Raw genomic sequence first — 24,420 nt, forward strand, 5'->3', positions numbered from 1 at the left:
GGTGAGTAATGCGTAAGGAATGGCTTTGGATCGGCGTCGCGGCGGTGTTGCTCTCCGCCTGTACCGCCCCGACCACGGAACAGCAAGCCCCTCCGCAGCCGTACAACGGCCCGGTGGTGGAAATCGGCGGCGTCGAGCCTCAATATGAACCCTATAACCTTAATAACATGCAGGATTATAAGGTTAATGGCGATACTTACCGCATCGTAAAAGATCCGCAGAACTTCTCGCAGACCGGCCTGGCGGCTTGGTATGGCGAAGAGGCCAACGGCAACACCACGGCGCTGGGCGAGCAGTTTGACCCCAACGGCCTGACGGCGGCGCATCCGACCCTGCCAATCCCAAGCTATGTGCGCGTCACTAACCTGGCCAACGGCCGTCAGCTGGTGGTGCGCGTCAACGATCGCGGGCCATACACCAAGGGCCGCATCATCGATCTGTCGAAAGCCGCCGCCGACCGCCTCAACCTGTCCAACAACACCAAGGTCAAGGTAGATTTCATCAACGTGGCGCCGGACGGCACGCTGAGCGGGCCCGGCACCATCGGCACCATCGTGGCGAAACAGAGCTACGCCCTGCCGGCGCGCCCAGATCTCGGCTCCAGTGGCATGGGCACCCCTATTCAACAGGAGGCGCCGATCGCCAGCGGCGCGGCGGTGCGCCCGATCGATAACAGCACTCTGCGCACCGACGACAACAGCGCCCCTGCAGCCGGCGGCAATGCCGCCAACGGCCGCAGCGGTTTCCTCGGCGCGCCGAGCGCGGTGCCGGCCGGGGTGCTGGAAGGTTCCGAACCTGAAGTCGCCGCGGTGGCCGCACCGGTCGCGGCCGGCGCTGCGGCTGTCGGCACGGCTGCCGCAGCCTCTTCCGGCGGCTACGTGGTGCAGGTCGGCGCGCTGAGCAGCGCCGAACGCGCCCAGAGCTGGCAACAGAGCCTGAGCCAACAGTTTGGCGTCCCGGGCAAAGTGGCGGCTAACGGCAACGTTTACCGAGTCCAGCTTGGCCCGTTCAGCAGCCGTCAACAGGCGGCCCAGCTGCAGCAACGCCTGGCGAGCGAAGCGCAACAACAGTCTTTCGTTACTGCTGCACCCTGAGCGTTAAGCCCGGCGGGCATTCACGGCCGATAAGCGGTTATTTAGCTGAAACATTTTCTTGCAGCTAAAAGGGCACTAACCGCAATTAGTCAGATGAATGGGTAATGCCTGCCGGGATCGCATCTGCTATAGTGTGGCTCGTTTTTTAACTTTACTTTCACGGATGTTGTAGTCCCGATCATGAAACAAGTAACTTCTTTTCGCTTAATCAAAAGCATCGCCCTCGGCACCGTTATCGCAATGAGCGCAGCCTCCGTTGCGCACGCCGATGACGTTAACATCAAAACCATGATCCCAGGTGTCCCGCAGATCGATGCGGAAGCGTACATCCTGATTGATTACAACTCCGGCAAGGTGCTGGCCGAGATGAACGCCGATGCGCGTCGCGATCCGGCCAGCCTGACCAAAATGATGACCAGCTACGTCATCGGCCAGGCGCTGAAAGCGGGCAAAATCGGCCAGGACGATCTGGTGACCGTCGGCCAGGACGCTTGGGCGACCGGCAACCCGGTGTTCAAAGGCTCCTCGCTGATGTTCCTGAAGCCGGGCGATCGCGTGCCGGTCTCCAAACTGACCCGCGGCATCAACCTGCAGTCCGGTAACGACGCCTGCGTGGCAATGGCCGACTACGTCGCCGGCAGCCAGGACGCGTTCGTCAACCTGATGAACACCTACGTCAGCAAGCTGGGCCTGCAGAATACCCACTTCCAGACGGTGCACGGCCTGGATGCGCAGGGCCAATACAGCTCGGCGCGCGACATGGCGCTGATCGGCCAGGCGCTGATCCGCGACGTGCCGGAAGAATACGCGATCTACAAAGAAAAAGAGTTCACCTTCAACAATATCCGCCAGATGAACCGCAACGGTCTGCTGTGGGATAACAGCCTGAACGTCGACGGCATCAAAACCGGCCATACCGACGCGGCGGGTTACAACCTGGTGGCTTCGGCGACCGAAGGCCAAATGCGCCTGATCTCCGCCGTGATGGGCGGCCGCACCTACAAAGGCCGTGAAGCCGAAAGCAAGAAACTGCTGACCTGGGGCTTCCGCTTCTTCGAAACCGTGGCGCCGCTGAAAGTCGGTAAAGAGTTCGCCTCCGAGCCGGTCTGGTTCGGCGATGCCGACCGCGTTGAGCTGGGCGTGGACAAAGACGTTTACCTGACCATTCCGCGCGGCCGCATGAAAGACCTGAAGGCCAGCTACGTGCTGAACACGCCGGAAATTCACGCGCCGCTGGCGAAAAACCAGGTGGTGGGCAGCATCAACTTCCAGCTGGACGGCAAGACCATCGACCAGCGTCCGCTGGTGGTCATGAACGAAGTGAAAGAAGGCGGCTTCTTCAGCCGCATCGTGGACTACATCAAACTGATGTTCCACCACTGGTTCGGTTAACGGTTGAAACGGGCGAAATCGTCCCCATATAGTGAATAACACTAACTCCCGCCCCGGCGGGAGTTATACTTTATAGATTAGCTAGCACTCTGGAGCGCACGCACATGCAAAAAACTAAACTGAACGAACTGCTCGAATTCCCTTGCTCGTTTACCTACAAGGTAATGGGCCTGGCGCAGCCTGAGCTGGTTGACCAGGTGGTTGAAGTGGTGCAGCGCCATGCGCCGGGTGATTACAACCCGCAGGTCAAGCCAAGCAGCAAAGGCAACTACCACTCCGTCTCCATCACCATCAATGCCACTCACATCGAGCAGGTCGAAACCCTGTACGAAGAGTTGGGCAACATTGAAATTGTTCGCATGGTGCTGTAATTCCAGCATAAACCCCTGCTTATCAACCCGGGATGGCGCAGCGTCTTCCCGGGTTGCGCATTTTTGGTCAGCGAAAGGCTGGTCGCAGGCCGGAGCGCCCGGTATAATGGCTTTACCACTTCTGTAACCTGACGATGACTCTTTTGCAACCAGACAAGATCATTTTGCGTCAGCTGGGGTTGCAGCCCTACGCGCCTGTATCCCAAGCCATGCATAACTTCACCGACAGTCGTACCGAGACCACGCCGGACGAGCTGTGGCTGGTGCAGCATCACCCGGTGTTCACCCAGGGTCAGGCCGGCAAAGCCGAACACGTGCTGATGCCCGGCGACATCCCGGTTGTCCAGAGCGATCGCGGCGGCCAGGTGACCTACCACGGGCCGGGTCAGCAGGTGATGTACGTGATGGTCGATCTGAAACGCAACAAGGTCGGCGTACGTCAATTGGTCACGGCGATAGAAGATACGGTTATCAACACCCTCGCCCACTTCCGCCTCACATCGCGCGCCCGTCCGGATGCGCCCGGCGTGTACGTGGGGGAGCAGAAAATCTGTTCGTTGGGTTTGCGGATCCGCAAAGGCAGCTCATTCCACGGCCTGGCCCTGAATGTGGCGATGGATCTCAGCCCCTTCCAACGCATCAACCCTTGCGGTTACGCCGGTATGCAGATGACGCAGGTCAGCGCGCTGGCGCCCGGCGTTGGCATTGAAGACATACACCCAATCCTGGTACAGGAATTTGTTCATTTACTCGGCTACCAGACGGTCGAGCTTCGTAACTGGAACCTGCACGATTATGAGTAAACCAATTCAGATGGAACGCGGCGTCAAATACCGCGATGCTGACAAAATGGCGCTGATCCCGGTCAAAACGGTGGTCACCGAACGGCAGGAGCTGTTGCGTAAACCCGAGTGGATGAAGATCAAACTGCCTGCCGACTCAACGCGCATTCAGGGCATCAAAGCCGCGATGCGCAAGAACGGCCTGCACTCCGTCTGTGAGGAAGCCTCGTGCCCTAACCTGTCCGAGTGTTTCAACCACGGTACCGCCACCTTTATGATCCTCGGCGCCATCTGCACCCGCCGCTGCCCGTTCTGCGACGTGGCCCACGGCCGCCCGATCGCGCCGGACGCCAACGAGCCGGAAAAGCTGGCGCAAACCATCGCCGACATGGCGCTGCGTTACGTGGTGATCACCTCGGTTGACCGCGACGATCTGCGCGACGGCGGCGCTCAGCACTTTGCCGACTGCATCTCCGCCATCCGCGCCAAAAGCCCGAACATCAAAATTGAAACGCTGGTGCCGGACTTCCGCGGCCGTATGGACCGCGCGCTGGAGATCCTCACCGCCACGCCGCCGGACGTATTCAACCACAACCTGGAAAACGTGCCGCGCGTCTACCGCCAGGTGCGTCCGGGCGCCAACTACGAATGGTCGCTGAAGCTGCTGGAGCGCTTTAAAGAAGCGCACCCGGATATCCCGACCAAATCCGGCCTGATGGTCGGCCTGGGCGAAACCAACGCGGAAATCATTGAAGTGATGCGCGATCTGCGTCGCCACGGCGTGACCATGCTGACGCTGGGTCAGTACCTGCAGCCGAGCCGTCACCACCTGCCGGTGCAGCGCTACGTCAGCCCTGCCGAGTTTGACGAGATGAAAGAAGAAGCGATGGCGATGGGCTTCACCCACGCCGCCTGCGGCCCGTTCGTGCGTTCGTCTTACCACGCCGATCTGCAGGCCAAAGGGATGGAAGTGAAATAACGCGTAATAGTTTGTTACGCTATAGACGGCGGAAACGCCAAAAAACGGATGTCCACAAGGCATCCGTTTTTTATTGCGCGCAGTCAGACGGGGTTAAACGTCTTTCTTTTCGACGCTCTGCTGAGCGGACTGGCTTTCGGCGGCGTTGTTGCCGGCGGCCGGCGGCGTGCTGTCATCGCCCACGGCTTTTTTAAAGCCTTTCAGCGCCGCGCCAAGATCGGCGCCGAGCGTACGCAGTTTGCTGGTGCCGAACAGTAAAATCACCAACACTGCAATCACCAGAAGTTTGGTAATGCTGATACCTTCCATACTCACCTTCTTATCATAGAGCGCTGCGCGAACAGCGAGAAAAACTGACCTTGCCTGCGAATATTTAGCGACTTTCCTTTGGCTCGCACAACCGCAACATGTAACAGAGTGAGATCGGTCGCAGGAATGCCACAGGGCCTCTGGACGTGAATCCCAGACTATTCTTAGTTTATCACCCGCATGATACGCTGCCATGATACTCATCAGGGAGATGCCGGATGTATATTGCCCCACCCATTTTCGATGCCCGAAAATCCGGCCTCAGCTTCGCCAAACGCACCTACCTGCCCCGCGTCGTCGGTCTGGGGCTCGGCTTTATCTGCGTCTGCGCCGCGCTCTACCCCCTGGCTCCGCCCGCGGCGGTCTGGCTATTGCTGGCCTTTCACGGATTTCTCTGGCCGCATCTCGCCTACCGCCTGGCCTGCCGCGCCAAAGATCCGTTCAAAGCCGAAATTCGCAACCTGTTGATCGACTCCGCTTTCGGCGGCTTCTGGGCGGCGATGATGGCGTTCAACGCGCTGCCCGCCATCGTCATCCTGTCGATGATGAGCATGAATAACATCGCTTCAGCCGGCAAAACGCTGTTTGTAAAAGGATTGGCCATGCAACTGGCCACGGCGGCGTTCACCGCCGCGCTGCTCGGCTTCCCGTTTCACCCGTACAGCACGCCGTTGCAGGTCTATCTGTGCCTGCCGATGATCTACCTTTACCCGACGCTGCTCGGGCTGGTGACTTACCGCACCGCCAAGCGGCTGGCGGAAAAGAAACAGGAGCTGCAGCGCATCAGCACCCGCGATGGACTGACCGGCTTATACAACCGTCGCCACTGGGAGCATCTGCTGCATCGCCAGTTCGACAGCTGCCGTCGCTACCAGGATAAGGCCACGCTGATCCTGATGGATATCGACCGCTTCAAAACCATCAACGACACCTTCGGCCATGCTTTGGGGGATGAGGCTCTGGCGGCGCTGGCGGAAGAGCTGCTGATCGGCTTGCGTAACGTGGATATCGTCGGGCGCTACGGCGGCGACGAGTTTGGCGCGGTGCTGCCGAACACCAACGCCGAGCAGGCGGAAATCGTCCTGCGACGCATCCAGCAGCGGCTGGATGCGGTCAGCTTCAAGGAGGCGCCGCAGCTGCGGCTGCAGATCAGCGCTGGCATCGCCAACTACCACCCCGCGTTGGGCGGCTATCTGGACTGGCTGAAAGCGGCCGACAGCGCGCTCTATCGGGCGAAGCAAAACGGCCGCAACCGGCTGGAAACGGCAGTGCCGCCAGGGGAGTAACTTACTGACTTAATAACTTGGCAAAATACTTCGGCGCTTCAACAAAGCCTTCGCGCAGGTAAAACGCATGGGCCCGCTCGCGGCGACTGTGGCAATGAACCTCCAACCGATCGCAGCCGCGACGGTGCGCGAGCGCCTCTCCCTCCGCCAACAACCGCCGCCCCACGCCCGCGCCGCGCGCCCGATCGTCGACGCAAAAATAGCTGATGCGGCCAATGTCGCCGGCCAACGCCAGCTGCGGCAGGAAATGCAGCGACAACACGCCCAGCACCTGCGCCCCGTCCGCCGCCACCAGCAGCGCCTCGTCCGGGTGCGCCAACAGTTGCTGCATGCGCTGCGTCAGAAACGCCTCGGTGCCGGGATAGCCCAACGCCGTCATCAATTCGGCGATAGCGTGCCGGTCGCCCAGACGCGCCGCTCTGATTTCCATCGGTTTTACCTCGCAGGGGGTCGATACTACAAAATAGACGGCGTTAGGTGTAACATCCATCGGGTACGGTGAAAAAGGCCGTGCGGCACGCTGGAGATGACATTCCTCCCTAACCGCCTTCACAGGCTGATGATGTCTACGTAACCTCTCGGAGAGAGGCGCGTAGCGTTACGCCTGTCCCTTTCCGAGCCCGTGAATTTCTCTGTTTGAAAGGGAGTTGCCCCATGTTGAGTTCTTTACTGGCCGTCTTTATCGGCGGCGGCGTCGGCAGCGTTTTGCGCTGGGCGGTAAGCATGAAAATGAATCCGCTGAACGCCCACATTCCGCTAGGGACGCTGATGGTCAATCTGATCGGCGGTTTTATCATCGGTCTGGCGATGGCGATTTTCACCCGCATGACACACCTGGATCCCACCTGGAAACTGCTGATCACCACCGGCTTCTGCGGCGGCCTGACCACCTTCTCCACCTTTTCGCTGGAGGTGGTGTATCTGATGCAGGACGGCCGCTTCGGCTGGGCATTGGCCAACATGTTGCTTAACCTGGCCGGCTCGCTGGCGATGACGCTGCTGGCCTTCATGCTGGTGATGTGGGTCAACGGGCGCTAAGCCCTTAATGTTTCCTTAATCTTGCATGCGCATAATCTCATCCAGAACTCCTGACTGGATGAGAAATCGCTATGTTTAGCCTGCCGAAAACCACCGCCGAAGCGATCGCCGTTGCGCTGTGCGTGCTGATCGTCGCCGCCTTTATCAACGCCTACCTGTTCGCCTAAACACCTTTTCCCCGCAACGCGCGTTCATCTTGCGTCCTCCCCATCCGTTACACTACAATTGAGAATGAACGTTCACACCCAAAATTGTGAACCCGGCTCACGCGCAGCAAAGGATCGGGCAGATGCTCTCCCCCAACGACAGTAAACAGGCCAAAGTGCAGGCGCGCCGCGATCAGATCGTCGAAGCGGCGAAAACCAGCTTCCGCCGCCACGGCTTCCATGCCGCCAGCATGGCGGAGATTGCCCAGGGCTCGCAGCTCAGCGTCGGGCAAATCTATCGCTATTTCGCCAATAAAGACGCGATTATCGAAGAGATCGTCAATCGCATCATCACCAGCAAGATGCAGCGCCTGGAAAACCTTGGCGATCACATCAACCTGATCGCCGGCACGCTGGCGGCGCGCACGCTGTTTCAGCAACCGGGCGAGAGCGAAACCGATCACATGCTGATGCTGGAAGTGACCGCCGAGGCCACGCGCAACCCGGTGGTGGCCAAACTGCTCAGCGATGCGGAGGCGCGGCTGTTTCGCCACGTGTGCCACAACCTGCAGCGGCTGTATCCCGATTTCAGCGCGGAAGAGATCGCCGCGCGGGTGGAGTTTATCGCCGTCATGAGCGAAGGCACCGGTTACCGTATCCTTACCACGCAAAAAGCCGATGCGTCCCTGCTGCGCGATCTGTATCAGCAGGCCATTTCTCACCTGTTCAGGAAATCTTAATCTCCCATGACCAAACACTTAGCCAGACAACGTCTGGTGTACGCCGTCGTGCTTGGCCTGTTGGCCGCGCTGGGGCCGCTGTGCACCGATCTCTATCTGCCCGCCCTGCCGGAAATGGCGGGCGAGCTGAATACCTCCACCGCCGCCGCGCAGCTCAGCCTGACCGCCGGGCTGCTCGGCCTGGGCGTCGGCCAGCTGATTTTTGGCCCTTACAGCGACAAACTGGGCCGTATGCGCCCGCTGCTGCTGTCGCTGATCCTGCTGCTGGGCGCTTCGCTGTGGTGCGCGCTGGCGCCCACCATTGACCAACTGCTGATCGCCCGCCTGCTCCAGGGCATCGCCGGCGCCGGCGGCGCGGTGATTTCCCGCGCCATTGCCCGCGATCTGTACGCCGGCCACGAGCTGACCCGCTTCTTCGCCCTGCTGATGCTGGTTAACGGCCTGGCGCCGATCGTCGCGCCGGTGCTGGGCGGCGTCATGCTGCAAGTGATGAACTGGCGCGGCATCTTCGGCGTGCTGGCGGCCATCGCCGTGCTGCTGTTCAGCCTGTCGGCGCTGAAGCTGCGCGAATCCCTGCCGGTCGAGCGCCGCAGCCAGGGCGGCATTCTGGCGATGCTGATGTCGCTCGGCGGGTTGCTGACCCAGCGCTATTTCATGGGTCTGTGCCTGACGCAGGGCTTCGTAATGGCCGGCATGTTCGCCTATATCGGCGCTTCGCCTTTCGTCTTGCAGCAGATCTACGGCCTCAGCCCGCAGATGTTCAGCCTGTGCTTCGCCATTAACGGCGTCGGGCTGATCATTGCGGCGCAGCTGGCCAGCCGTCTCAGTTCACGTTGGGGGGAACGCCGGGTGTTGAGGGGCGGGTTAACGCTGGCGGCCGTCGCATCGCTGTTGCTGCTGTTGGCCGCCGCGCTGCATGCACCGCTGGTCGTGTTGCTGGTGCCGCTGTTCTTCTCGGTGGCGGTGATCGGCATCGTTGGCCCGACCGCCTCGTCGCTGGCGATGCAAAGCCAGGGGGACAAAGCCGGCAGCGCGTCGGCCTTGATCGGCGTGTGCATGTTCGCGCTCGGCGCCTGCGCCGTGCCGCTCACCGGGCTGGGCGGCACCTCGGCCCTGTCGATGGCGCTGACCATCGTTGGCTGCTACGCCATCGCCATCCTGCTGTTCAGCCTGTTGGCCCGCCGCAGCGACGCATAACGCGCCCAATAAAAAACCCGCTCAATGAGCGGGTTTTAAGAAATTCAGCTACGCAGCTTAGATAGCAGTAACGTTAGCGGCAGATGGGCCTTTGGCACCGTTCGTGATTTCAAATTCTACACGCTGGCCTTCAGCAAGCGTTTTGAAACCGTTGCTAACGATGGCAGAGAAGTGAACGAAAACGTCCTTGCTACCATCTTCCGGAGTAATGAAACCGAAGCCCTTGGATTCATTAAACCACTTAACGCTACCTTTAATCTTAGACATCAAACTTACCTTTAACGTGAATGAAAGACACAAAACCTGTGTCGATTACAGTACAGCAAGCAGGCAGGATTTTGTCCACCACCGCGATCACAGAAATCCGATAAAGAGTGAAAAAATCCGTGTTGTCCGGTGTAAATGAATGACACCGGTTGCAGTAAGTTACCGTTCCAGGTCAATCCTCTCCCTGCGCCGGCGAACAACGCGCAAACGCCTAAACCAGCCCCTTCCCCCCATCGTTGACGCGCCGTGCAGACACAATCGCTATGAAATATAACCAGATGGTCTTTTTGCTTCGGCGGCCCCTGCACTAGGGTTAGGGTTTATTTCCCACTGTGAGCCAAGCCTATGACCAGCCAGTTGGCAGACAAGATCATCGCCTATCGGCGTGAACTGCACCAAAACCCGGAGCTTTCCAATCATGAATTCGCCACCACCGCCCGCCTGACCCGCTGGCTGCAAGAGGCGGGCATTCGCCTTCTGCCGTTGGCGCTGAAAACCGGCGTCGTGGCGGAGATCGGCAGCGGCCAAGGGCCGATCATCGCGCTGCGCGGCGACATCGACGCCCTGCCGATCGACGAAATCGCCGACGTGCCCTTCAGTTCGCAAAACAGCGGCGTGATGCACGCCTGCGGGCACGACTTTCACACCTCGGTGATGCTCGGCGCCGCACACCTGCTCAAAGCGCGTGAAGCCGAACTGGCGGGTACGGTGCGCATCTTCTTCCAGCCGGCGGAAGAGACCTTCAACGGCGCCCGACACCTGATCGACGCCGGCGCGCTGGATAACGTCGCGGCGATATTTGGCCTGCACAATGCGCCGGAGCTGCCCACCGGCACCTTCGCCACCCGCGCCGGGCCGTTCTACGCCAACGTCGATCGTTTCCAGATCCGCATCACCGGCAAAGGCGCCCACGCCGCCAAACCGGAACAGGGTGTCGATACCATCGTCACCGCCAGCCAGATCGTCGGCGCGCTGCAAACGCTGCCCAGCCGCAGCTTCAGCTCGCTGGAATCGCTGGTGGTGAGCGTGACGCGCATCGAAGGCGGCAATACCTGGAACGTGCTGCCGCAAACCGTCGAGCTGGAAGGCACGGTGCGCACCCACAGCGATGCGGTGCGCCGCCAGGTGCCGGATAAAATTCGCCAGGTGATCGACGGCGTTGCCGCCGCGCTCGGCGCGCAGGCGGAACTCCACTGGCAGCCGGGGCCGCCGGCGGTGATCAACGACGCCCATTGGGCGGCGTTCAGCAAAACCGTCGCCGCCGAGGCCGGCTACCGGGTCGAAGAGGCGGAGCTGCAGATGGGCGGCGAGGATTTCGCGCTGTATCTGCATCACGTGCCGGGCGCGTTCGTCAGCATCGGCTCCGCCAGCGAATTCGGCCTGCACCATCCGCGTTTCAATCCCGATGAGCGCGCCCTCTTTCCTGCCGCCCGCTATTTTTCGCTGCTGGCGGAGCGCACGCTGCAGCAATTAACCCCCGCAGCGAAAAAAGCCCTCAGCAACGCCTGAATAACGTGAAATAGTATTTCCCCAACGCCGCTGATGCCGCGCCGGGGATTATTATTTTCGCTCGCCGTGATATTTGCAGTTTTCAACATTTGAATATGCTGTTTTGTTGTTTTACATCCCGACAGCGCTCATCAATAGTGAACGCATCAGACACCGCGCGCCTTTCGGCGCATGACAGGATAATCACGATGAGCGACAACGCGAATAATCAACGGCAATTACGGCTGGGCGCCATTCTGCACGGCGCCTCGGGAAATATGTCCGCCTGGCGCCACCCGGACGCCACCGCCGACGCCAGCATCAACCTCGAATTTAATATCGCCTCGGCGAAAAAAGCCGAACAAGGGAAATTCGATTTCGTCTTTGTCGCCGATGGCTTATATATCAACGAAAAGTCCATTCCGCATTTTCTTAACCGTTTCGAGCCGTTGACCTTATTGGCCGCGCTGTCCGCCGCCACCGACAAAATTGGCCTGGTGGGCACGCTCTCCACGTCCTACAGCGATCCGTTCACCGTCGCCCGCCAGTTCGCCAGCCTCGATCACCTGAGCAACGGCCGCGCGGGCTGGAACGTGGTGACGTCGCCGCTGGAAGGTTCGGCCAAAAACTTCTCGCGCGCCGAACACCCGGAGCACAGCCTGCGTTACCGCATCGCCGGCGAGTTTCTCGACGTCGCCAAAGGACTGTGGGACTCCTGGGAAGACGATGCCTTCGTGCGCAATAAGGCCAGCGGCGAATTTTTCCGCGCCGGGAAACTGCACACCCTCAATCATCAGGGGGAGTTCTTCTCGGTGCAGGGGCCGTTGAACATCGGCCGCACGCCGCAGGGCCGCCCGATCCTGTTCCAGGCCGGCGCCTCCGAAGACGGCAAACGGCTGGCGGCCAAGCACGCCGATGCGATCTTCACCCATCACGACACGCTGGAGCAGGCGCAGGATTTCTACCAGGACGTGAAGCGGCAGCTGGTGGAACAGGGGCGCGAACCGGACGACCTGCGCATCTTCCAGGGCGTCAGCGTGATCGTCGGCGACGACGATGCGGACGTCGAGCGCCAGTACCAAGAGACGGCCCGTCTGGTCAGCATCGAGAACGCCCTCAACTACCTTGGCCGCTACTTCGAACATTACGACTTTTCCCGCCATCCGTTGGACGCGCCCTTCCCGGACATCGGCGATCTGGGGCAAAACAGCTTCCGCAGCACCACCGACGCCATCAAGCGCAACGCCCGCGAGCGTAACCTCACGCTGCGCCAGGTGGCGCTGGAAGCCGCCTCGCCGCGCCCGGTGTTCAGCGGCACGCCGGAAGCGGTGGCGGACGGCCTGCAACGCTGGTTCGACGGCGAAGCCGCCGACGGCTTCATCATCAGCGGCGGTACGCCCAACGCCTTCGGGCACTTCGTCGATCGGGTGGTCCCCGTCCTGCAACGGCGCGGCCTGTTCCGCCAGGCGTACCACGGCGATACGCTGCGCGAGCACCTGGGCCTGAAGCGTCCGTTGAACAGATTCACCCAATAATAAGATCGTTTTCAGGAATACCCGCTATGCAGAAAACCGTTACCGCCGCTCTCGTGGCGGCCTTGCTGAGCTTGACCGGCGCCGCGCAGGCGGGCACCGGCATCGATTTGCAGGCCAATGAAACCCCTATCCATGCGCCGAAAAACCCGCAGGCGATCGCCAAGCTGCCGGCCGATTTCCGCTTCGTGAAGCCGGGCCGGTTCACCGTCGCGATCGCCGCGCTCAACACGCCGCCGCTGGCGCTGTTCGCCGCCGACAACCGGCGGCTTATCGGCAGCGAAGTGGATATCGCGCAGTTGGTGGCCGACAGCCTGGGGCTGGAACTGAACGTGGTGCAAACCTCGTGGGAAGACTGGCCGCTGGGGGTGGTTTCGGGCAAGTATGACGCGGCCATCACCAACGTCACCGTGACCAAAGAACGCAAAACCCGCTTCGACTTCGCCACCTATCGCATTGACTCGCTCGGCTTTTATGTCAAAACCGGCGGCAAGATAGCGACGATCAAACAGCCTGCCGATATCGCCGGATTAAAGATCATCGTCGGCTCCGGCACCAACCAGGAAGCCATTTTGCTGGCGTGGGACAAGCAGAATCGGCAGCAGGGGCTCAAACCCTTCCAGCCGATCTACGTGACCGACGATGCGGCCGCCACGCTGGCGATCCAGTCCGGCCGGGCCGACGCCTATTTCGGGCCCAACGTGCTGGGCGCCTATAAAGCGGCGCTGAATGGCCGTACCCGGCTGGCGGGCACGGTGGAAGGCGGTTGGCCCAAGGCGGCGCACATCGCCGTCACCACCCGTAAAGGCAACGGGCTGGTGCAGGCGGTGAATGAAGCGCTGAACGGCGCGATCCGCGGCGGACAGTACGATCAGGTGCTCAACCGCTGGGGCGAGAGCGTCGAACGCCTTGCGCAGTCGGAAATCAACCCGCCCGGTCTGGGCGATTAGGAGCGCGCGATGACGCAAGACACTTTCATTCAGACGCTGCCGACCGACCCGCTGATCGCCCCGGTGATCGAGGGGCTGTTCGGCGAATATCGTCAGCGCTACGGCGACTATTTTGGTGACCAGGAACCGGAACCGCTGGACCTGTACGCGCCGCCGCAGGGCGCCTTCATCGTGCTGCTGCGCGCCGGTGCGCCGATCGCCATGGGCGCCTTCAAGCGCTATGACGGGCAAACCGCCGAGCTGAAGCGTATCTGGACGCGGGGCGATCTGCGCCGCCAGGGCCTGGCGCAACGGGTGTTGCAGCAGTTGGAAACGCTGGCGCTGGCGCAGGGTTATCGCCGGCTCTATCTGACCACCGGCTTTCGCCAGCCCGAAGCGGTGGGCCTGTACCTGAGCAACGGTTATCAGCCGCAGTTCGATCCCACCGTCGACAGCGAGGTTTACAGCCGCCCGCCCTACGATGGCCGCCTGCCGTTCCGCAAAAGCCTGATTGCAGAAGACGCCTGTTGTTGCGCGTCGGAAAGGAAAATCGCCTAAGGCCCCTTTATCTGTATCAGGAGACATGACATGTCCAAACAACAAGAAGTCTTGAAAGTGGTGCCCGCCCGCTATCCGCTGCGGCTGATCGGCGCGCTGTTTTCGCTGTTTATTCTGGCCGCCATCGTGCAATCGGTGGCGGGCAACGCGCGCTGGGAATGGGGCGTGTTCGCCGAGTGGTTCTTCGCCCCGGCGGTGCTGGCGGGGCTGGGACAGACCCTGCTGCTGACGCTGCTCGGCACGCTGTTCAGCATTCTGTTCGGCACCCTGCTGGCCCTGGCGCGGCTGTCGCGCTCTTACCTGCTGGCGTCGCTGGCCTGGGGGTATATCTGGCTGTTTCGCTCGCTGCCGCTGATCCTGGTGCTGATCATCCTGTATAACTTTTCCTATCTGTACGACGCCATCTCGCTGGGCATTCCCTTTACCTCGGTGGTGTTCGCCAGCTACCCGACCATCGATATCCTCGGCCAGTTCGCCGTGGCGGTGCTGGGTCTGACGCTGGTGCAGTCCGCCTATACCGCCGAGATCATCCGCGGCGGCATCCTGGGCGTGGATTACGGCCAGCACGAAGCGGCGGCGGCGCTGGGCCTGCCGGGCTATCGCCGCACCTTCCGCATCATTCTGCCGCAGGCGCTGCGATCCATTATTCCGACCGGATTCAACGAGATCATCAGTCTGGCGAAAGGCACCTCAATCGTTTATGTGCTGGCGCTGCCGGAGCTGTTTTACACCATCCAGGTGATCTATAACCGCACCCAGCAGGTGATACCGCTGCTGATGGTGGCCACCGTCTGGTATCTGTTCATCACCACCGCCCTGTCGGTGATCCAATACTACATCGAACGCTATTTCGCCCGGGGCGCGGTGCGCGAACTGCCGCCGACGCCCTGGCAGAAACTGGCCGGCTGGCTAAAACGTTAGGAGACCCGCATGTCTGAAGCCATTGATTATTACGCCTTGCCCGAACAGCCGGCACGCAACCTCACCCCGGTGCCGGCGCGCGGCCTGATCGAAATCAGCAACGTCAGCAAGTTCTTCGGCAAACACAAGGCGCTGGACGACGTCAGCCTGACGCTGCAGCCGGGCACCGTGACCGTGATCCTCGGGCCTTCCGGCTCCGGAAAATCGACGCTGCTGCGTGCGATCAACCATCTGGAGCGCGTCGACGAGGGCTTTATCCGCATCGACGGCGACTACGTCGGCTACCGCCGCAAGGGCAACCGGCTGTACGAGCTGAAGGAAAAGGCCATCCTCCGGCAGCGCATCAACGTCGGCTACGTGTTCCAAAACTTCAACCTGTTCCCGCATCTGACGGTGCTGGAAAACATCATCGAAGCGCCGGTGGTGCACAAGATCCACTCCCGCGAACGGGCGAAAGCGGTGGCCTATGAGCTGCTGGATACGGTCGGGCTGCGCCACAAGGCGGACGCCTACCCGCGCCACCTCTCCGGCGGCCAACAGCAGCGCATCGCCATCGCGCGCGCGCTGGCGCTGAACCCGAAGGTGATCCTGTTCGATGAGCCGACCTCCGCACTCGATCCCGAGCTGGTCGGCGAAGTGCTGGACGTGATTAAAGGGTTGGCGGATCTGGGCGTCACGCTGGTGGTGGTGACACATGAAATCGGCTTTGCGCGCGAAGCGGCGGATCGGGTGGTGTTTATGGTCGACGGGCAGATCGTCGAGCAGGGCGATGCCAGACAGGTGCTGGCTCAGCCGCAGCACCCGCGCACCGTCAACTTCCTCAACAAAGTGCTGTAAGCGTCGGGGCGCCGATGCGCCCCGCGCAGGAGCAGGTTAGAGGCCGGCGAAACGCCGCTTTTCGGCGGCGAAATCCAGCGGGCGGATCCCCTGCTGGTTTTTGTCCTCTTCGGTCAGCAACGCCGGGGGAATAAACCAGGTCACCTCGAACAGCAGCCCGTCCGGATCGTGACCATAAATGCTTTTGTGCACGCCGTGATCCTCTTCCAATCCGAGAATGCCGCGTTCGGCCAGCTGATGGCGAATGCGCTCCAGCTCTTCCAGGCTGTCCACTTCCCAGGCCAGATGGTACAGCCCGGCCGGCGGCTCATGCTCCGCCGGCGGCTCGCCGTTGGCGCGAAACACCCCGGCGCGCTGCTGGCCCAGGTTCTTGCTGAACAACGCCAAATCGTGATCGTTGTCCGAGTCGGCGGCCTGGGTAAATACCGCCCGATCGGGGCTGTCGGACGGCTTCAGCTTGAAGCCCAATACCTGATGATAAAAATCGGCGCTCTGCCGCACGTCGCTGACGTACAGCACGGCGTGATTGAGACGTTTGATGCCCATCGCTATTCCTTTTTGCGCATTGAATACAGTCAGCATGAACATAGCATGTCGCTGGGAAGCCGCTAAATGCCGTTATCGCATGACTAAATGCCGCCCGCGCAATCTGTCGCTGCTGGGCATTCCGCGCTATCATAAGCGCTGTATTGAACCTTTTTGTGAGAATAGCGATGAACGGCAAGATAACGACTTTTTTTGAAGACAAAGGCTTCGGCTTTATTACCGACGAGAACGGAGAAAATCGTTATTTTCACGTGATTAAAGTGCAAAACCCGGAGCTGATTAAGAAAAACGCGGCGGTGACCTTCGAACCGACCAACAACACCAAAGGCCCGTCGGCTTATGCGGTCAAAGTGTTGGCGCCCAGCAAATACATCATCATCGCCAATGAAAGAATCAAGATCACCAGCATCAAGTCTTTCAATACCTTCACCAAGGAAGTGCCGGTCAAAGCCGACGTGGATAAAGAGAACACCGTGCTGTCGGTCGGCCTGCTGATGAACCGTATTCGCCCGCAGTCCGAAGACCAGGCGCAGGCCATGCAAACGCTGCGCATGCTGACCATCACCACCTTCCAGAACACCACCCATACCTTCTCCGAGCACGAGATCGACATGGATGAGACCATCAAGGCGCTGAAAAGCCTGTAAGCCTCCGCGTACAGAAAATAACCAACGAAATTTGTCGTCGCCTGTGTTAGCGTGAGTTTTCACCTGACACAGGCTATTGATATGTCCGATTCCAGCAGCGTCAAAGGTTTTATCAACCGCTCCACCCAAATCGTCTGCCCTAAATGCGGCTATGTTACCCGGCAAAAATGCGCGGCAATGCTGCAAGACGTGATATTGATTTGCCCTAATTGCGAAACCCGTTTCGAGCCCAGGCAAGGCTGAAAACGGTTAGCGGAACAGGATATGCTCGACGCTGTTGCCGTTCACCACGTTGAACGACTCCACCCGATTACGCCCCTGCGATTTGGCGCGATACAGCGCGATATCCGCCATGTTCATCAACTGCTCCAGCGATTTCACCTCGTTCATCGCCAAACTGGCGACGCCGACGCTGATGGTGATTTTCAACGTCTGCTTGCCTTCCGCCTGCAGCTCCGTCTGCTCCACCAGCCGGCGCAGATGCTCCCCCAGCGCCACGCCCTGCGCCGCCAACGCGCGCGGCAGCATGATGGCGAACTCTTCCCCGCCCAAGCGGCCGAACAGCTGATCGTGCCGCAGCTCGCGCCGCACGATGTGCGCGAACGACGCCAGCACCTGATCGCCGGCGCTGTGGCCATGCGTATCGTTGATCTGCTTGAAATGATCGATATCGATCAGCAGTAACGACACCGCTTCTTTGGAACGGTGCTTGTGCTCCAACAGCTTGCCCGCTTTGCGCGTCATCGCGCTGCGCGCCAGCACGCCGGTCAGGAAATCGTGGTTGGCGCTGTGCTCCAGACGCCGCATAAGCTTACGGTTGGCCGCGATGGAACTGGCGAGGATCAGCGGCCCCATCACCAGCATGGCGATACCCAATCGGGCGGACATCAACGTGTCGAGGAAGGCATTATGGTTGTTCGGCGTTTCATACAGCACCAGGTTGGCGGATATGCTGCTGATCTCGGACATACCGGTCAACAGCGTCAGCAACGTCACCGGGAACAGCTGGTAGCGCACCGCGCACCACAGCAGCGCCGGGATCGGGAAGGCGATCGCGCCCGGCCCGCCGATATAGACGCTGAACGCCAGTGACAGCAGCAGCGCCAGCAGCGGCAGGCAGCCTTTCAAGCGCCAACGCACCTGCATGCGCAACAGCTGTTTCAACCGCGGCGCCGCCATCAGCACCGGCAACAGCAGCAGGGTCGTCGAAAACTGTTCGCTGAACCAGGCCAGCCAGGCGACCACCACCGTGTTGTTGTACAGGCTATCGTTGCGCAGCACGGACAGCGTCGACGCCACCGCCGCACCGGCCAGGCTGGCGCTGAACATATAGAGTATCGCCTGGGGTTTACCCATGCGCCGTTGAGATTGCGGCAGCATCAGCATGATGCCGTAACCGACGACGATCAGCGACATGTTGCAGGCGTTCAGCCACAGCGCCAAAGACCAGCCCTCGCCGGTGCTGAGATCGGCGGCAACCATGCCCAGATAGGTCGTGAGCCAGCCGAGCGGCGTGGCGTAAGCGGGTTTGCGCAGCAGCAGGCCGAGCAGAATCGCATTCACCGGCCAAAATAAAGAAAGCGAGCCAATCGGCCGGCTAAGAATGCCCACCAGGGAAAGTAAAAAGGCCAGCATGAAAAGATTGATGAGCTGAACCGTAAGCGGCAGGCCATGCCTGGCGTTTATTCTGGCGTTCATCGCCTCGCCCATATTTTGCTAATAACCAGAATAATAATGTGCATACTCTCTCGCCCGGCCAGTGAGGGATAATCAACCCGGATTTCAACCAAAAAAGCCAGACAAATCAATAATAAAAAGCATTAACAATTAATTAACAGACTTTTCTTAACCTAATGTGGCGGCGGTGGACTCCCCCGCATACCGTCAGAAAATAATGCTCAGCTCTGCTGACAGCATAGCGCAAAGCGTAATCGGCCGCCGACGACGTTAATTACATTAATAATATTGTGGTTATTGCTCGTTGAATGATATTTGAATAACTACGCGATTATTTTCCTGCAACTGGGCCACCCGTGCAATAACAACCCAAAAAAAGCCCGCCTAAAGCGGGCTTGCTTGAACAACAGCAAATCGACAGTTACGACACAGTCATTCATTGCATGCCTGTGCTGCCATGCAGTGTAGCGGCGAAAGCTTAAGCAGACCTTAGCAACAAAAAACCCGGCCTAGGAACCGGGAATATTTGTACGAAATGCAGCGTTAGCCCAAGCAGGCTAATAACATTTCGCAGCTTACACGCCAAATGTGCAGAGAAAATGAACGCTGCACGCGGCAAGGCCTTACGCCAGTTTGGCGGCAAAGCCCGCCACGCGCTGGCCATAGAGCTTGGCGGTCGCCAGATCGCCCGACAGCATCTCGTCCACGCCGGCATCCGACGGCGTCTGCACCAACAGCCCCACCGAACCGCCCAGGTTGTTGACATCGGTACGCTGCGCCGATTTGGTGTTGGCCGGCAACAGCCCCAGACTGACCCACAGGCCGCCATGTTGCGAAGCCAGCGTTTGCAGCGCAATCAGCGTAACCTGCTTGTCGCCGTTCAGGCTGGCGCTGTTGGTAAAGCCGCCGAACACTTTGTCCTGCCACTTGCGGCCGAACCAGGCTTTGGAACTGGCGTCGGCGAATTTCTTGAACTGCCAGGACGGGCCGCCCATATAGGTCGGTGAGCCAAAGATGATGGCGTCCGCCTCATCCAGCTTCTGCCACGCTTCATCGCTGATATCGCCTTCCTGATCGATGGCGATCAGTTCGGCCCCTGCGCCTTCCGCCACCACTTTCGCCAAACGCTCGGTATGGCCGTAGCCGGAATGAAACACCACTACTGTCTTCGCCATAGAAATTCTCCACTCATTGCACAGAGGCGCCGACGACGCCCATCTCGCGTTCAATCTAATCAAGCGCGCAACGGCTGAATACTGAATAAAACTGACGGTGTTATTCAAAAAAATCGCGCTACGCGCCGCCGGGTATGCGCAGATAAAAAAAATCCCGCACAAGGCGGGATAAACTTAACAGGGATGGGGTAATACACTACAGGGAATGGATAACACACAACATCATCGGGTAGAGCTACAGTACCAATCCCAATGTATAGAACTGTCATCCCCGCGTAAGTTTGCTCGGCCAGATGTAACGCCGAATGGGAAATATGACATTCCGCTCAAGGCACCACGAACAGCCTCGACTCGAAACCGCCGCTTTTGAAGGTGCCGGTATTGACCCACCCCGGCGGCGAACGGCCGAAGTCCTGATTGAAATCCCCGCCGCTGACCAGCCAGACCCGGCGATGGCCTTTCGCTAACGCGCTGAGGTTATCGACGTAGGTCTGCGCCGCCCGATCGTGGAAAAAGGTGCCGAAACCATAGGCATTGGGCTTGCCCGAAATGCCGTTGGGCCTGGCGGGGGTATACAGCAAGGCGCGATAGCCCTTCTTGTTGTAATACACATAGCTCAGGTAGTTGAACATGTTGCTGACCACCACCGCATCGTTGGGCTGATAGTTACTGTTGATGTAGTGCACCATCACCTTGAACTCATCTTTCTCGACCGGATAGTCGTTGCGCACACCGCAGCCGAACAGCAGGCTGAAGAACAGCAGCAAAGAGATCCCGCGCACCCGGCTTTTCGTACCGGCGATCAGCACGCCCAATACCAGCGGAATGCCGAGCGCGGCGGAATAAAGGTAGCGATCGACAAACAGCGGCGAACGCCAGGAAATGGCGAATACCAACGTCACCGGGATCAGCATGCCGCCGAGCAGCAGCAGCGCATATTTTCTCGGCATCTGGCGCCGCCACAGCAGCAGTGAACATAAGGCGACAAACATCGCCGGCAGCAGCCAGAGAATGATCGTGGGATAGTTGCTGCCATCATGCCCGGTGAGAAAACGCCAATACATCGCCGGCAGATCGCCCCAGGCAACCTGAGGGATCCAACCGACGTCGCCGCCGACCCGCAGTTCGGCAATATGCGCCAGCAGATTGAGCAGCACCAGCAGCCAGGGAATATAGGCCACTCCAATCGCCGCATTGGCCCCCCACCACGCCGGCAGCCTGATGTAACACTCGCCTTCGCGGCGGCACGACAGCGCCAACACCACCAGCCAGTGCGCGATCAGCGTGAAAATCGTGAAGTAGTGAGTATAAAAGCTCAGCGTCATCAACAGCGCATACAGCGCCAGATAGCGGCGGTTATCCGGCGTTTTCAGCCACTTCGCCAGCGCCATGGCGGCGGCGATCGCCAGCAGCCCCATCAGCGCGTACATGCGCGCCTCCTGGCTGTAACGCACCGCCATCGGCATGATCGCCATCAGCCATCCCGCGGTCAGCGCCGCCCGCTCGTTGGCCAACCAACGGGTAAAACGCATCGCCAGCGCCACCGTCATCACGCCGAACACCAGGCTCAGCGCGCGGGCCGCCATAATGCCGTCGCCAAACAGCACCATCCAGCCATGCAGCAGCAGGTAATAAAGCGGCGGGTGAACATCGAAGGAAGCATGGTACAGCAAAGCGCCCACATCATAGCGGCTGGTCAGCACGCTGGAGGCCTCGTCGCACCAAAAATACCGATCCGTTAAGGAAATAAACCGCACGATCGCCGAAAACGCCACGATCGCCAACGCGTAATGTTTGTAACCGATGCCTTTTAAGCCGTTATTGCTCAAAGAAACATTCGATACCTGTTGCAGTGACATAACCGCATTCCGCCCAAGAGAACCACACAGTGTGGAGACGCAGCGTCATCATTGCCGACGGCGGGTAAATGGCGGGTAAATCAGTGCGAAAAAAACGGCGCAATCACCGCGGCGGCGCACGGCCCTCAGCGGATTTCAACGGTGATGTCCGGGTAGGCCTTCTCCCCGTCGCTGAGGTAATGCCCCAACGCCCGGTAAGCCATGACGTACAGCACGGCGGCGCCGCACAGGCACAGCAAGGTCACGAGAAAGAATCTGGATTTGCGCACGATAGGCTCCATGGGGAAATTTTCACCTATTGTAACGCGGCAAAATAAACGAAGGTTCAATTGGCGGTGGGTAAACAGCCTCGTGGCGGACAAGACAGCATCGTTTCGGCATACAGATAAATACATCGATAGCAGAGCAATAAGTGACGAGGCCAGCGGAAGGGAACAGAAAACCGCTTATCCATTCTGTCGTTATCCAGCACAAAGCCCGGAAATCCCATTGTCAGCCCCATTGTGTATACAGAAAACGCAGCAAGCCCGCCGCAGATATCCCTCATTCCACCTGCCCCCAGGCACCGTAGGCATTCCGGGTGCCACTTCCTCCTCGTGAGCAAAAAAATGAGCATCATGTTGAAAAGCGATAACACTGCACTTTTCTTTAAGCGTTTTTAAAATGCCGTACACGCACAGCAAGAAAATGCTCACACACAAAACAGAAAATATGTTTCCATATGTCACAACAATCAACACCAGAACATAATCACATGATAAATAACAACATACATGACCAGCAACGCCCTGCTCATTGCCAAACTTACAGATTAACCTTATTGACGCCAGCTTTTTTCGGTCAATTTTTAAGCGAAACAACCAGATTATAAAACCGAATCAGACATAAAAACAAATTAAATTTAGAATAAAAAACCATAATAAAATAAATTATTAGTGATTAACACCAAATAGATCATCAAACAAAAACAAATCAGACAATGCAATACCATTCTAGGTAAAATAGAGTTTGATAAATTCAAAGAATTAGCCAGAAAATCTTTTGCATGCTTGTTATGAAAGGGAATTTTTTCATGAAGCGTTTTTATGATGAAACACTGCGCTGGATGATTGCAATATTTTTCATTGCAGTGCCATTTAATCCATATATATCAGGAATGACCTTTTATTTATGGATAATATTAATTTTCGCCGACACAACATTCCTGAGTAGAATGCAAAAAGTCAGTCGCAAGACAATTGCGTTCTTGTTCATTTGGATGGCAGTTTGCTTAATCACAATAAACCCTACCATCGCAATTAAATCTGCAGTCTTAGCATTAGGGATTTTCTATTTTGTCACAATGCGAAATGAAATATCTCGAAAAGTCTATTTTTGCTTTTTAATTTCCCTAGTATGGTGCCTAATGCAGTTTGCGGCATTTTTCGTCGACAAATCGCTGGCATTGGCAATGGGGCCTAAAAACCTCTCCCAATTAATCTGGGGGCAGTTCGCAACCAAAACGTCGAGCAACCAATTTGCTATCATTCTTTTCCCTCGCATGTCTGGCTTATCCAGGGAAGCGGGGTTCTTTGCCTCTCTGCTTGCCGTCGTTTTCTTGATAAGGCTGCGCGAAGGCAATGTGAAGAAAAAAGAATATGCTCTTTTCGCTGCAGGTTTTCTATGCAGCCTGTCAAAAGTTTCATTCTCACTGTTGATCATTGGCATACTTTACCCTCTAAAACGGATAATAAACAAGATCCCGGTAACGATCACCTATGCCGTATTTTTCTTATCGCTGGTATCGTTTGCCACTTATTTAAACATCGGCGATCCCAATTTTTACATTCCTAATGAGTCAATCGCACACAGACTGTCAGCCTCTTATATGATTCAGTATATGGATGTAAAGAGTCTCTTTTTAGGCTGCGCCGATGATTACAACTGCTTTGACAACTCCAAGATGGGTATGGTCAATTATTTGATCTCTCGTGGCGGCGGGGCAGGCTTCACGCCTAATGTTGGCCTGAACGGCATATTTATTAACCTGGGCGTGCTCGGCTTCATCACGGCGGCCATCGGACTGCAGGTAATGAACTTCAAAAGTTTCGATCTGATTCTTTTGATCATTTTCACCTCTACCGTCTCACTTTTTACAATAGATGGTTTTGTTATCGCTATTTATTATTACATTCTGACCGAAAAATATTACGCCAAAAGAAAATCCCCAGGCGAATCTCTTAACACCTGGGTGAACGCACCTATATCTAAATAACATCCCATCGCTTATATGAGCCGATATTAACCCCGGCTCATATAAGCGCCGTTCTAACGGCGATGACATCTCCCCATGCCGACAACGCCCCTCTGTTATCACTCTCATGCTAACCATGAGCATCATATCTAGTTAACCGTGTTTCTCACCTCTTCACATTCTGGACATCAATGCCAGGTCCGTCACATTGCGACGGGTGTCAAAATACAAAAAAAATAAAATCCGTCATGAGTTTCACATCTATATTTCATAGTGGTTCATCGAACCCTTGGCAGACTGACTGAATGGAGGAGGCGTGAGAATAAACAAGCGCCGCTTGCGATACGATGTCCTGCGATACAGTGCATTGGCTTTTGCTGTTATCGTCTATCTTACTTATCTTTTTTTAATTTAATG

General features: G+C 58.1%; 26 protein-coding genes and 1 riboswitch. Of the genes, 18 read left to right on the plus strand and 8 right to left on the minus strand.

The genetic code is table 11. The features are described 5' to 3' along the window. The first annotated feature begins 8 nt into the window (after window positions 1-8). The 5 genes from rlpA (at window position 9) to lipA (ending at window position 4,618) form a co-directional block, all read left to right on the plus strand. Complete coding sequence (rlpA, locus tag ACSBQV_RS09465) at window positions 9-1,094, plus strand: endolytic peptidoglycan transglycosylase RlpA (protein ID WP_099785403.1); 1,086 nt, start codon at window positions 9-11, stop codon at window positions 1,092-1,094. Between the two features lie 180 nt (window positions 1,095-1,274). After that, complete coding sequence (dacA, locus tag ACSBQV_RS09470) at window positions 1,275-2,486, plus strand: D-alanyl-D-alanine carboxypeptidase DacA (RefSeq protein WP_004940010.1); 1,212 nt, start codon at window positions 1,275-1,277, stop codon at window positions 2,484-2,486. Between the two features lie 104 nt (window positions 2,487-2,590). Further along, complete coding sequence (ybeD, locus tag ACSBQV_RS09475; protein ID WP_004940012.1) at window positions 2,591-2,857, plus strand: DUF493 family protein YbeD; 267 nt, start codon at window positions 2,591-2,593, stop codon at window positions 2,855-2,857. 134 nt (window positions 2,858-2,991) lie between these two features. Beyond that, window positions 2,992-3,660 (plus strand): lipoyl(octanoyl) transferase LipB, encoded by a 669-nt coding sequence (lipB, locus tag ACSBQV_RS09480; protein ID WP_033651147.1) that lies wholly within the window; start codon window positions 2,992-2,994, stop codon window positions 3,658-3,660. Then, entirely contained in the window at window positions 3,653-4,618 is a 966-nt protein-coding gene (lipA, locus tag ACSBQV_RS09485; RefSeq protein ID WP_004940018.1) for a lipoyl synthase, read from the plus strand. The genes lipB and lipA overlap by 8 nt, the downstream gene beginning before the upstream one ends. Window positions 4,619-4,711: 93 nt before the next feature. On the opposite strand, the gene tatA is transcribed toward lipA, so the two are convergent. Continuing rightward, entirely contained in the window at window positions 4,712-4,927 is a 216-nt protein-coding gene (gene tatA / locus ACSBQV_RS09490; RefSeq protein ID WP_004940019.1) for a Sec-independent protein translocase subunit TatA, read from the minus strand. 218 nt (window positions 4,928-5,145) lie between these two features. On the opposite strand from tatA, the gene ACSBQV_RS09495 reads away from it, so the two are divergent. Next, window positions 5,146-6,213: a diguanylate cyclase gene (locus tag ACSBQV_RS09495; RefSeq protein ID WP_099783726.1), complete on the plus strand. Its 1,068-nt coding sequence runs from the start codon at window positions 5,146-5,148 to the stop codon at window positions 6,211-6,213. A gap of 1 nt (window position 6,214) precedes the next feature. On the opposite strand, the gene ACSBQV_RS09500 is transcribed toward ACSBQV_RS09495, so the two are convergent. Then, a complete protein-coding gene (locus tag ACSBQV_RS09500; RefSeq protein WP_033651145.1) occupies window positions 6,215-6,643 on the minus strand; it encodes a GNAT family N-acetyltransferase in 429 nt (142 codons plus the stop codon). 83 nt (window positions 6,644-6,726) lie between these two features. Further along, a riboswitch (Fluoride riboswitch) is annotated at window positions 6,727-6,789 on the plus strand. Between the two features lie 78 nt (window positions 6,790-6,867). On the opposite strand from ACSBQV_RS09500, the gene crcB reads away from it, so the two are divergent. The 3 genes from crcB (at window position 6,868) to ACSBQV_RS09515 (ending at window position 9,334) form a co-directional block, all read left to right on the plus strand. Beyond that, window positions 6,868-7,251, plus strand: coding sequence for a fluoride efflux transporter CrcB (crcB, locus tag ACSBQV_RS09505; protein WP_004940022.1), 384 nt, complete (start codon window positions 6,868-6,870; stop codon window positions 7,249-7,251). A 289-nt stretch (window positions 7,252-7,540) separates the two neighbouring features. Further along, window positions 7,541-8,137, plus strand: coding sequence for a TetR/AcrR family transcriptional regulator (locus tag ACSBQV_RS09510; protein ID WP_033642155.1), 597 nt, complete (start codon window positions 7,541-7,543; stop codon window positions 8,135-8,137). 6 nt (window positions 8,138-8,143) lie between these two features. Beyond that, a complete protein-coding gene (locus ACSBQV_RS09515; protein WP_089194379.1) occupies window positions 8,144-9,334 on the plus strand; it encodes a multidrug effflux MFS transporter in 1,191 nt (396 codons plus the stop codon). Window positions 9,335-9,391: 57 nt separating this feature from the next. On the opposite strand, the gene cspE is transcribed toward ACSBQV_RS09515, so the two are convergent. Further along, window positions 9,392-9,601: a transcription antiterminator/RNA stability regulator CspE gene (gene cspE / locus ACSBQV_RS09520; protein WP_004940030.1), complete on the minus strand. Its 210-nt coding sequence runs from the start codon at window positions 9,599-9,601 to the stop codon at window positions 9,392-9,394. A 345-nt stretch (window positions 9,602-9,946) separates the two neighbouring features. Between cspE and ACSBQV_RS09525 the strand changes: the two genes are divergently transcribed. The 6 genes from ACSBQV_RS09525 (at window position 9,947) to ACSBQV_RS09550 (ending at window position 15,866) form a co-directional block, all read left to right on the plus strand. After that, window positions 9,947-11,110, plus strand: a complete 1,164-nt coding sequence (locus ACSBQV_RS09525) for a M20 peptidase aminoacylase family protein (protein WP_099783728.1) — start codon at window positions 9,947-9,949, stop codon at window positions 11,108-11,110. A 188-nt stretch (window positions 11,111-11,298) separates the two neighbouring features. Then, window positions 11,299-12,624: an LLM class flavin-dependent oxidoreductase gene (locus tag ACSBQV_RS09530; RefSeq protein ID WP_042783837.1), complete on the plus strand. Its 1,326-nt coding sequence runs from the start codon at window positions 11,299-11,301 to the stop codon at window positions 12,622-12,624. A gap of 26 nt (window positions 12,625-12,650) precedes the next feature. Beyond that, a complete protein-coding gene (locus tag ACSBQV_RS09535) occupies window positions 12,651-13,571 on the plus strand; it encodes an ABC transporter substrate-binding protein (protein WP_033642151.1) in 921 nt (306 codons plus the stop codon). Window positions 13,572-13,580: 9 nt separating this feature from the next. Further along, on the plus strand, window positions 13,581-14,108 hold the full coding sequence (locus ACSBQV_RS09540) for a GNAT family N-acetyltransferase (RefSeq protein WP_016928789.1): 528 nt from the start codon (window positions 13,581-13,583) through the stop codon (window positions 14,106-14,108). 30 nt (window positions 14,109-14,138) lie between these two features. Beyond that, on the plus strand, window positions 14,139-15,029 hold the full coding sequence (locus ACSBQV_RS09545) for an amino acid ABC transporter permease (protein ID WP_099783730.1): 891 nt from the start codon (window positions 14,139-14,141) through the stop codon (window positions 15,027-15,029). Window positions 15,030-15,038: 9 nt separating this feature from the next. Continuing rightward, complete coding sequence (locus tag ACSBQV_RS09550) at window positions 15,039-15,866, plus strand: amino acid ABC transporter ATP-binding protein (RefSeq protein WP_015376924.1); 828 nt, start codon at window positions 15,039-15,041, stop codon at window positions 15,864-15,866. A 36-nt stretch (window positions 15,867-15,902) separates the two neighbouring features. Here ACSBQV_RS09550 and ACSBQV_RS09555 read toward each other — a convergent pair whose 3' ends face one another. Beyond that, window positions 15,903-16,412, minus strand: a complete 510-nt coding sequence (locus ACSBQV_RS09555; protein ID WP_015376923.1) for a VOC family protein — start codon at window positions 16,410-16,412, stop codon at window positions 15,903-15,905. Window positions 16,413-16,579: 167 nt separating this feature from the next. Between ACSBQV_RS09555 and ACSBQV_RS09560 the strand changes: the two genes are divergently transcribed. After that, window positions 16,580-17,059 carry a cold-shock protein gene (locus ACSBQV_RS09560; RefSeq protein WP_004940042.1) on the plus strand — a complete coding sequence of 160 codons (480 nt, stop codon included), beginning with the start codon at window positions 16,580-16,582 and terminating at the stop codon, window positions 17,057-17,059. A gap of 81 nt (window positions 17,060-17,140) precedes the next feature. After that, a complete protein-coding gene (locus ACSBQV_RS09565; protein WP_015376921.1) occupies window positions 17,141-17,302 on the plus strand; it encodes a YnfU family zinc-binding protein in 162 nt (53 codons plus the stop codon). 6 nt (window positions 17,303-17,308) lie between these two features. On the opposite strand, the gene ACSBQV_RS09570 is transcribed toward ACSBQV_RS09565, so the two are convergent. The 4 genes from ACSBQV_RS09570 to ACSBQV_RS09585 form a co-directional block, all read right to left on the minus strand. Beyond that, window positions 17,309-18,757 carry a GGDEF domain-containing protein gene (locus ACSBQV_RS09570; RefSeq protein ID WP_099783885.1) on the minus strand — a complete coding sequence of 483 codons (1,449 nt, stop codon included), beginning with the start codon at window positions 18,755-18,757 and terminating at the stop codon, window positions 17,309-17,311. Window positions 18,758-19,359: 602 nt separating this feature from the next. Further along, window positions 19,360-19,911: a flavodoxin family protein gene (locus ACSBQV_RS09575; protein WP_033642149.1), complete on the minus strand. Its 552-nt coding sequence runs from the start codon at window positions 19,909-19,911 to the stop codon at window positions 19,360-19,362. Between the two features lie 326 nt (window positions 19,912-20,237). After that, window positions 20,238-21,770 carry a glycosyltransferase family 39 protein gene (locus ACSBQV_RS09580; RefSeq protein ID WP_069100253.1) on the minus strand — a complete coding sequence of 511 codons (1,533 nt, stop codon included), beginning with the start codon at window positions 21,768-21,770 and terminating at the stop codon, window positions 20,238-20,240. Between the two features lie 125 nt (window positions 21,771-21,895). Then, a complete protein-coding gene (locus ACSBQV_RS09585) occupies window positions 21,896-22,039 on the minus strand; it encodes a hypothetical protein (protein ID WP_162837200.1) in 144 nt (47 codons plus the stop codon). Window positions 22,040-22,842: 803 nt separating this feature from the next. Between ACSBQV_RS09585 and ACSBQV_RS09590 the strand changes: the two genes are divergently transcribed. After that, window positions 22,843-24,024 carry a hypothetical protein gene (locus tag ACSBQV_RS09590; RefSeq protein WP_143557049.1) on the plus strand — a complete coding sequence of 394 codons (1,182 nt, stop codon included), beginning with the start codon at window positions 22,843-22,845 and terminating at the stop codon, window positions 24,022-24,024. Window positions 24,025-24,420: the final 396 nt, after the last annotated feature.

It is taken from the genome of Serratia sp. B501, assembly GCF_051172315.1.
Lineage (GTDB): Bacteria > Pseudomonadota > Gammaproteobacteria > Enterobacterales > Enterobacteriaceae > Serratia > Serratia ureilytica.

Bases quoted from the DNA above. Each gene is read 5' to 3' on its own strand.
- rlpA (WP_099785403.1), top strand. From the start codon at position 9: ATGCGTAAGGAATGGCTTTGGATCGGCGTCGCGGCGGTGTTGCTCTCC.
- dacA (WP_004940010.1), top strand. From the start codon at position 1,275: ATGAAACAAGTAACTTCTTTTCGCTTAATCAAAAGCATCGCCCTCGGC.
- ybeD (WP_004940012.1), top strand. From the start codon at position 2,591: ATGCAAAAAACTAAACTGAACGAACTGCTCGAATTCCCTTGCTCGTTT.
- lipB (WP_033651147.1), top strand. From the start codon at position 2,992: ATGACTCTTTTGCAACCAGACAAGATCATTTTGCGTCAGCTGGGGTTG.
- lipA (WP_004940018.1), top strand. From the start codon at position 3,653: ATGAGTAAACCAATTCAGATGGAACGCGGCGTCAAATACCGCGATGCT.
- tatA (WP_004940019.1), bottom strand. From the start codon at position 4,927: ATGGAAGGTATCAGCATTACCAAACTTCTGGTGATTGCAGTGTTGGTG.
- ACSBQV_RS09495 (WP_099783726.1), top strand. From the start codon at position 5,146: ATGTATATTGCCCCACCCATTTTCGATGCCCGAAAATCCGGCCTCAGC.
- ACSBQV_RS09500 (WP_033651145.1), bottom strand. From the start codon at position 6,643: ATGGAAATCAGAGCGGCGCGTCTGGGCGACCGGCACGCTATCGCCGAA.
- crcB (WP_004940022.1), top strand. From the start codon at position 6,868: ATGTTGAGTTCTTTACTGGCCGTCTTTATCGGCGGCGGCGTCGGCAGC.
- ACSBQV_RS09510 (WP_033642155.1), top strand. From the start codon at position 7,541: ATGCTCTCCCCCAACGACAGTAAACAGGCCAAAGTGCAGGCGCGCCGC.
- ACSBQV_RS09515 (WP_089194379.1), top strand. From the start codon at position 8,144: ATGACCAAACACTTAGCCAGACAACGTCTGGTGTACGCCGTCGTGCTT.
- cspE (WP_004940030.1), bottom strand. From the start codon at position 9,601: ATGTCTAAGATTAAAGGTAGCGTTAAGTGGTTTAATGAATCCAAGGGC.
- ACSBQV_RS09525 (WP_099783728.1), top strand. From the start codon at position 9,947: ATGACCAGCCAGTTGGCAGACAAGATCATCGCCTATCGGCGTGAACTG.
- ACSBQV_RS09530 (WP_042783837.1), top strand. From the start codon at position 11,299: ATGAGCGACAACGCGAATAATCAACGGCAATTACGGCTGGGCGCCATT.
- ACSBQV_RS09535 (WP_033642151.1), top strand. From the start codon at position 12,651: ATGCAGAAAACCGTTACCGCCGCTCTCGTGGCGGCCTTGCTGAGCTTG.
- ACSBQV_RS09540 (WP_016928789.1), top strand. From the start codon at position 13,581: ATGACGCAAGACACTTTCATTCAGACGCTGCCGACCGACCCGCTGATC.
- ACSBQV_RS09545 (WP_099783730.1), top strand. From the start codon at position 14,139: ATGTCCAAACAACAAGAAGTCTTGAAAGTGGTGCCCGCCCGCTATCCG.
- ACSBQV_RS09550 (WP_015376924.1), top strand. From the start codon at position 15,039: ATGTCTGAAGCCATTGATTATTACGCCTTGCCCGAACAGCCGGCACGC.
- ACSBQV_RS09555 (WP_015376923.1), bottom strand. From the start codon at position 16,412: ATGGGCATCAAACGTCTCAATCACGCCGTGCTGTACGTCAGCGACGTG.
- ACSBQV_RS09560 (WP_004940042.1), top strand. From the start codon at position 16,580: ATGAACGGCAAGATAACGACTTTTTTTGAAGACAAAGGCTTCGGCTTT.
- ACSBQV_RS09565 (WP_015376921.1), top strand. From the start codon at position 17,141: ATGTCCGATTCCAGCAGCGTCAAAGGTTTTATCAACCGCTCCACCCAA.
- ACSBQV_RS09570 (WP_099783885.1), bottom strand. From the start codon at position 18,757: ATGAACGCCAGAATAAACGCCAGGCATGGCCTGCCGCTTACGGTTCAG.
- ACSBQV_RS09575 (WP_033642149.1), bottom strand. From the start codon at position 19,911: ATGGCGAAGACAGTAGTGGTGTTTCATTCCGGCTACGGCCATACCGAG.
- ACSBQV_RS09580 (WP_069100253.1), bottom strand. From the start codon at position 21,770: ATGTCACTGCAACAGGTATCGAATGTTTCTTTGAGCAATAACGGCTTA.
- ACSBQV_RS09590 (WP_143557049.1), top strand. From the start codon at position 22,843: ATGAAGCGTTTTTATGATGAAACACTGCGCTGGATGATTGCAATATTT.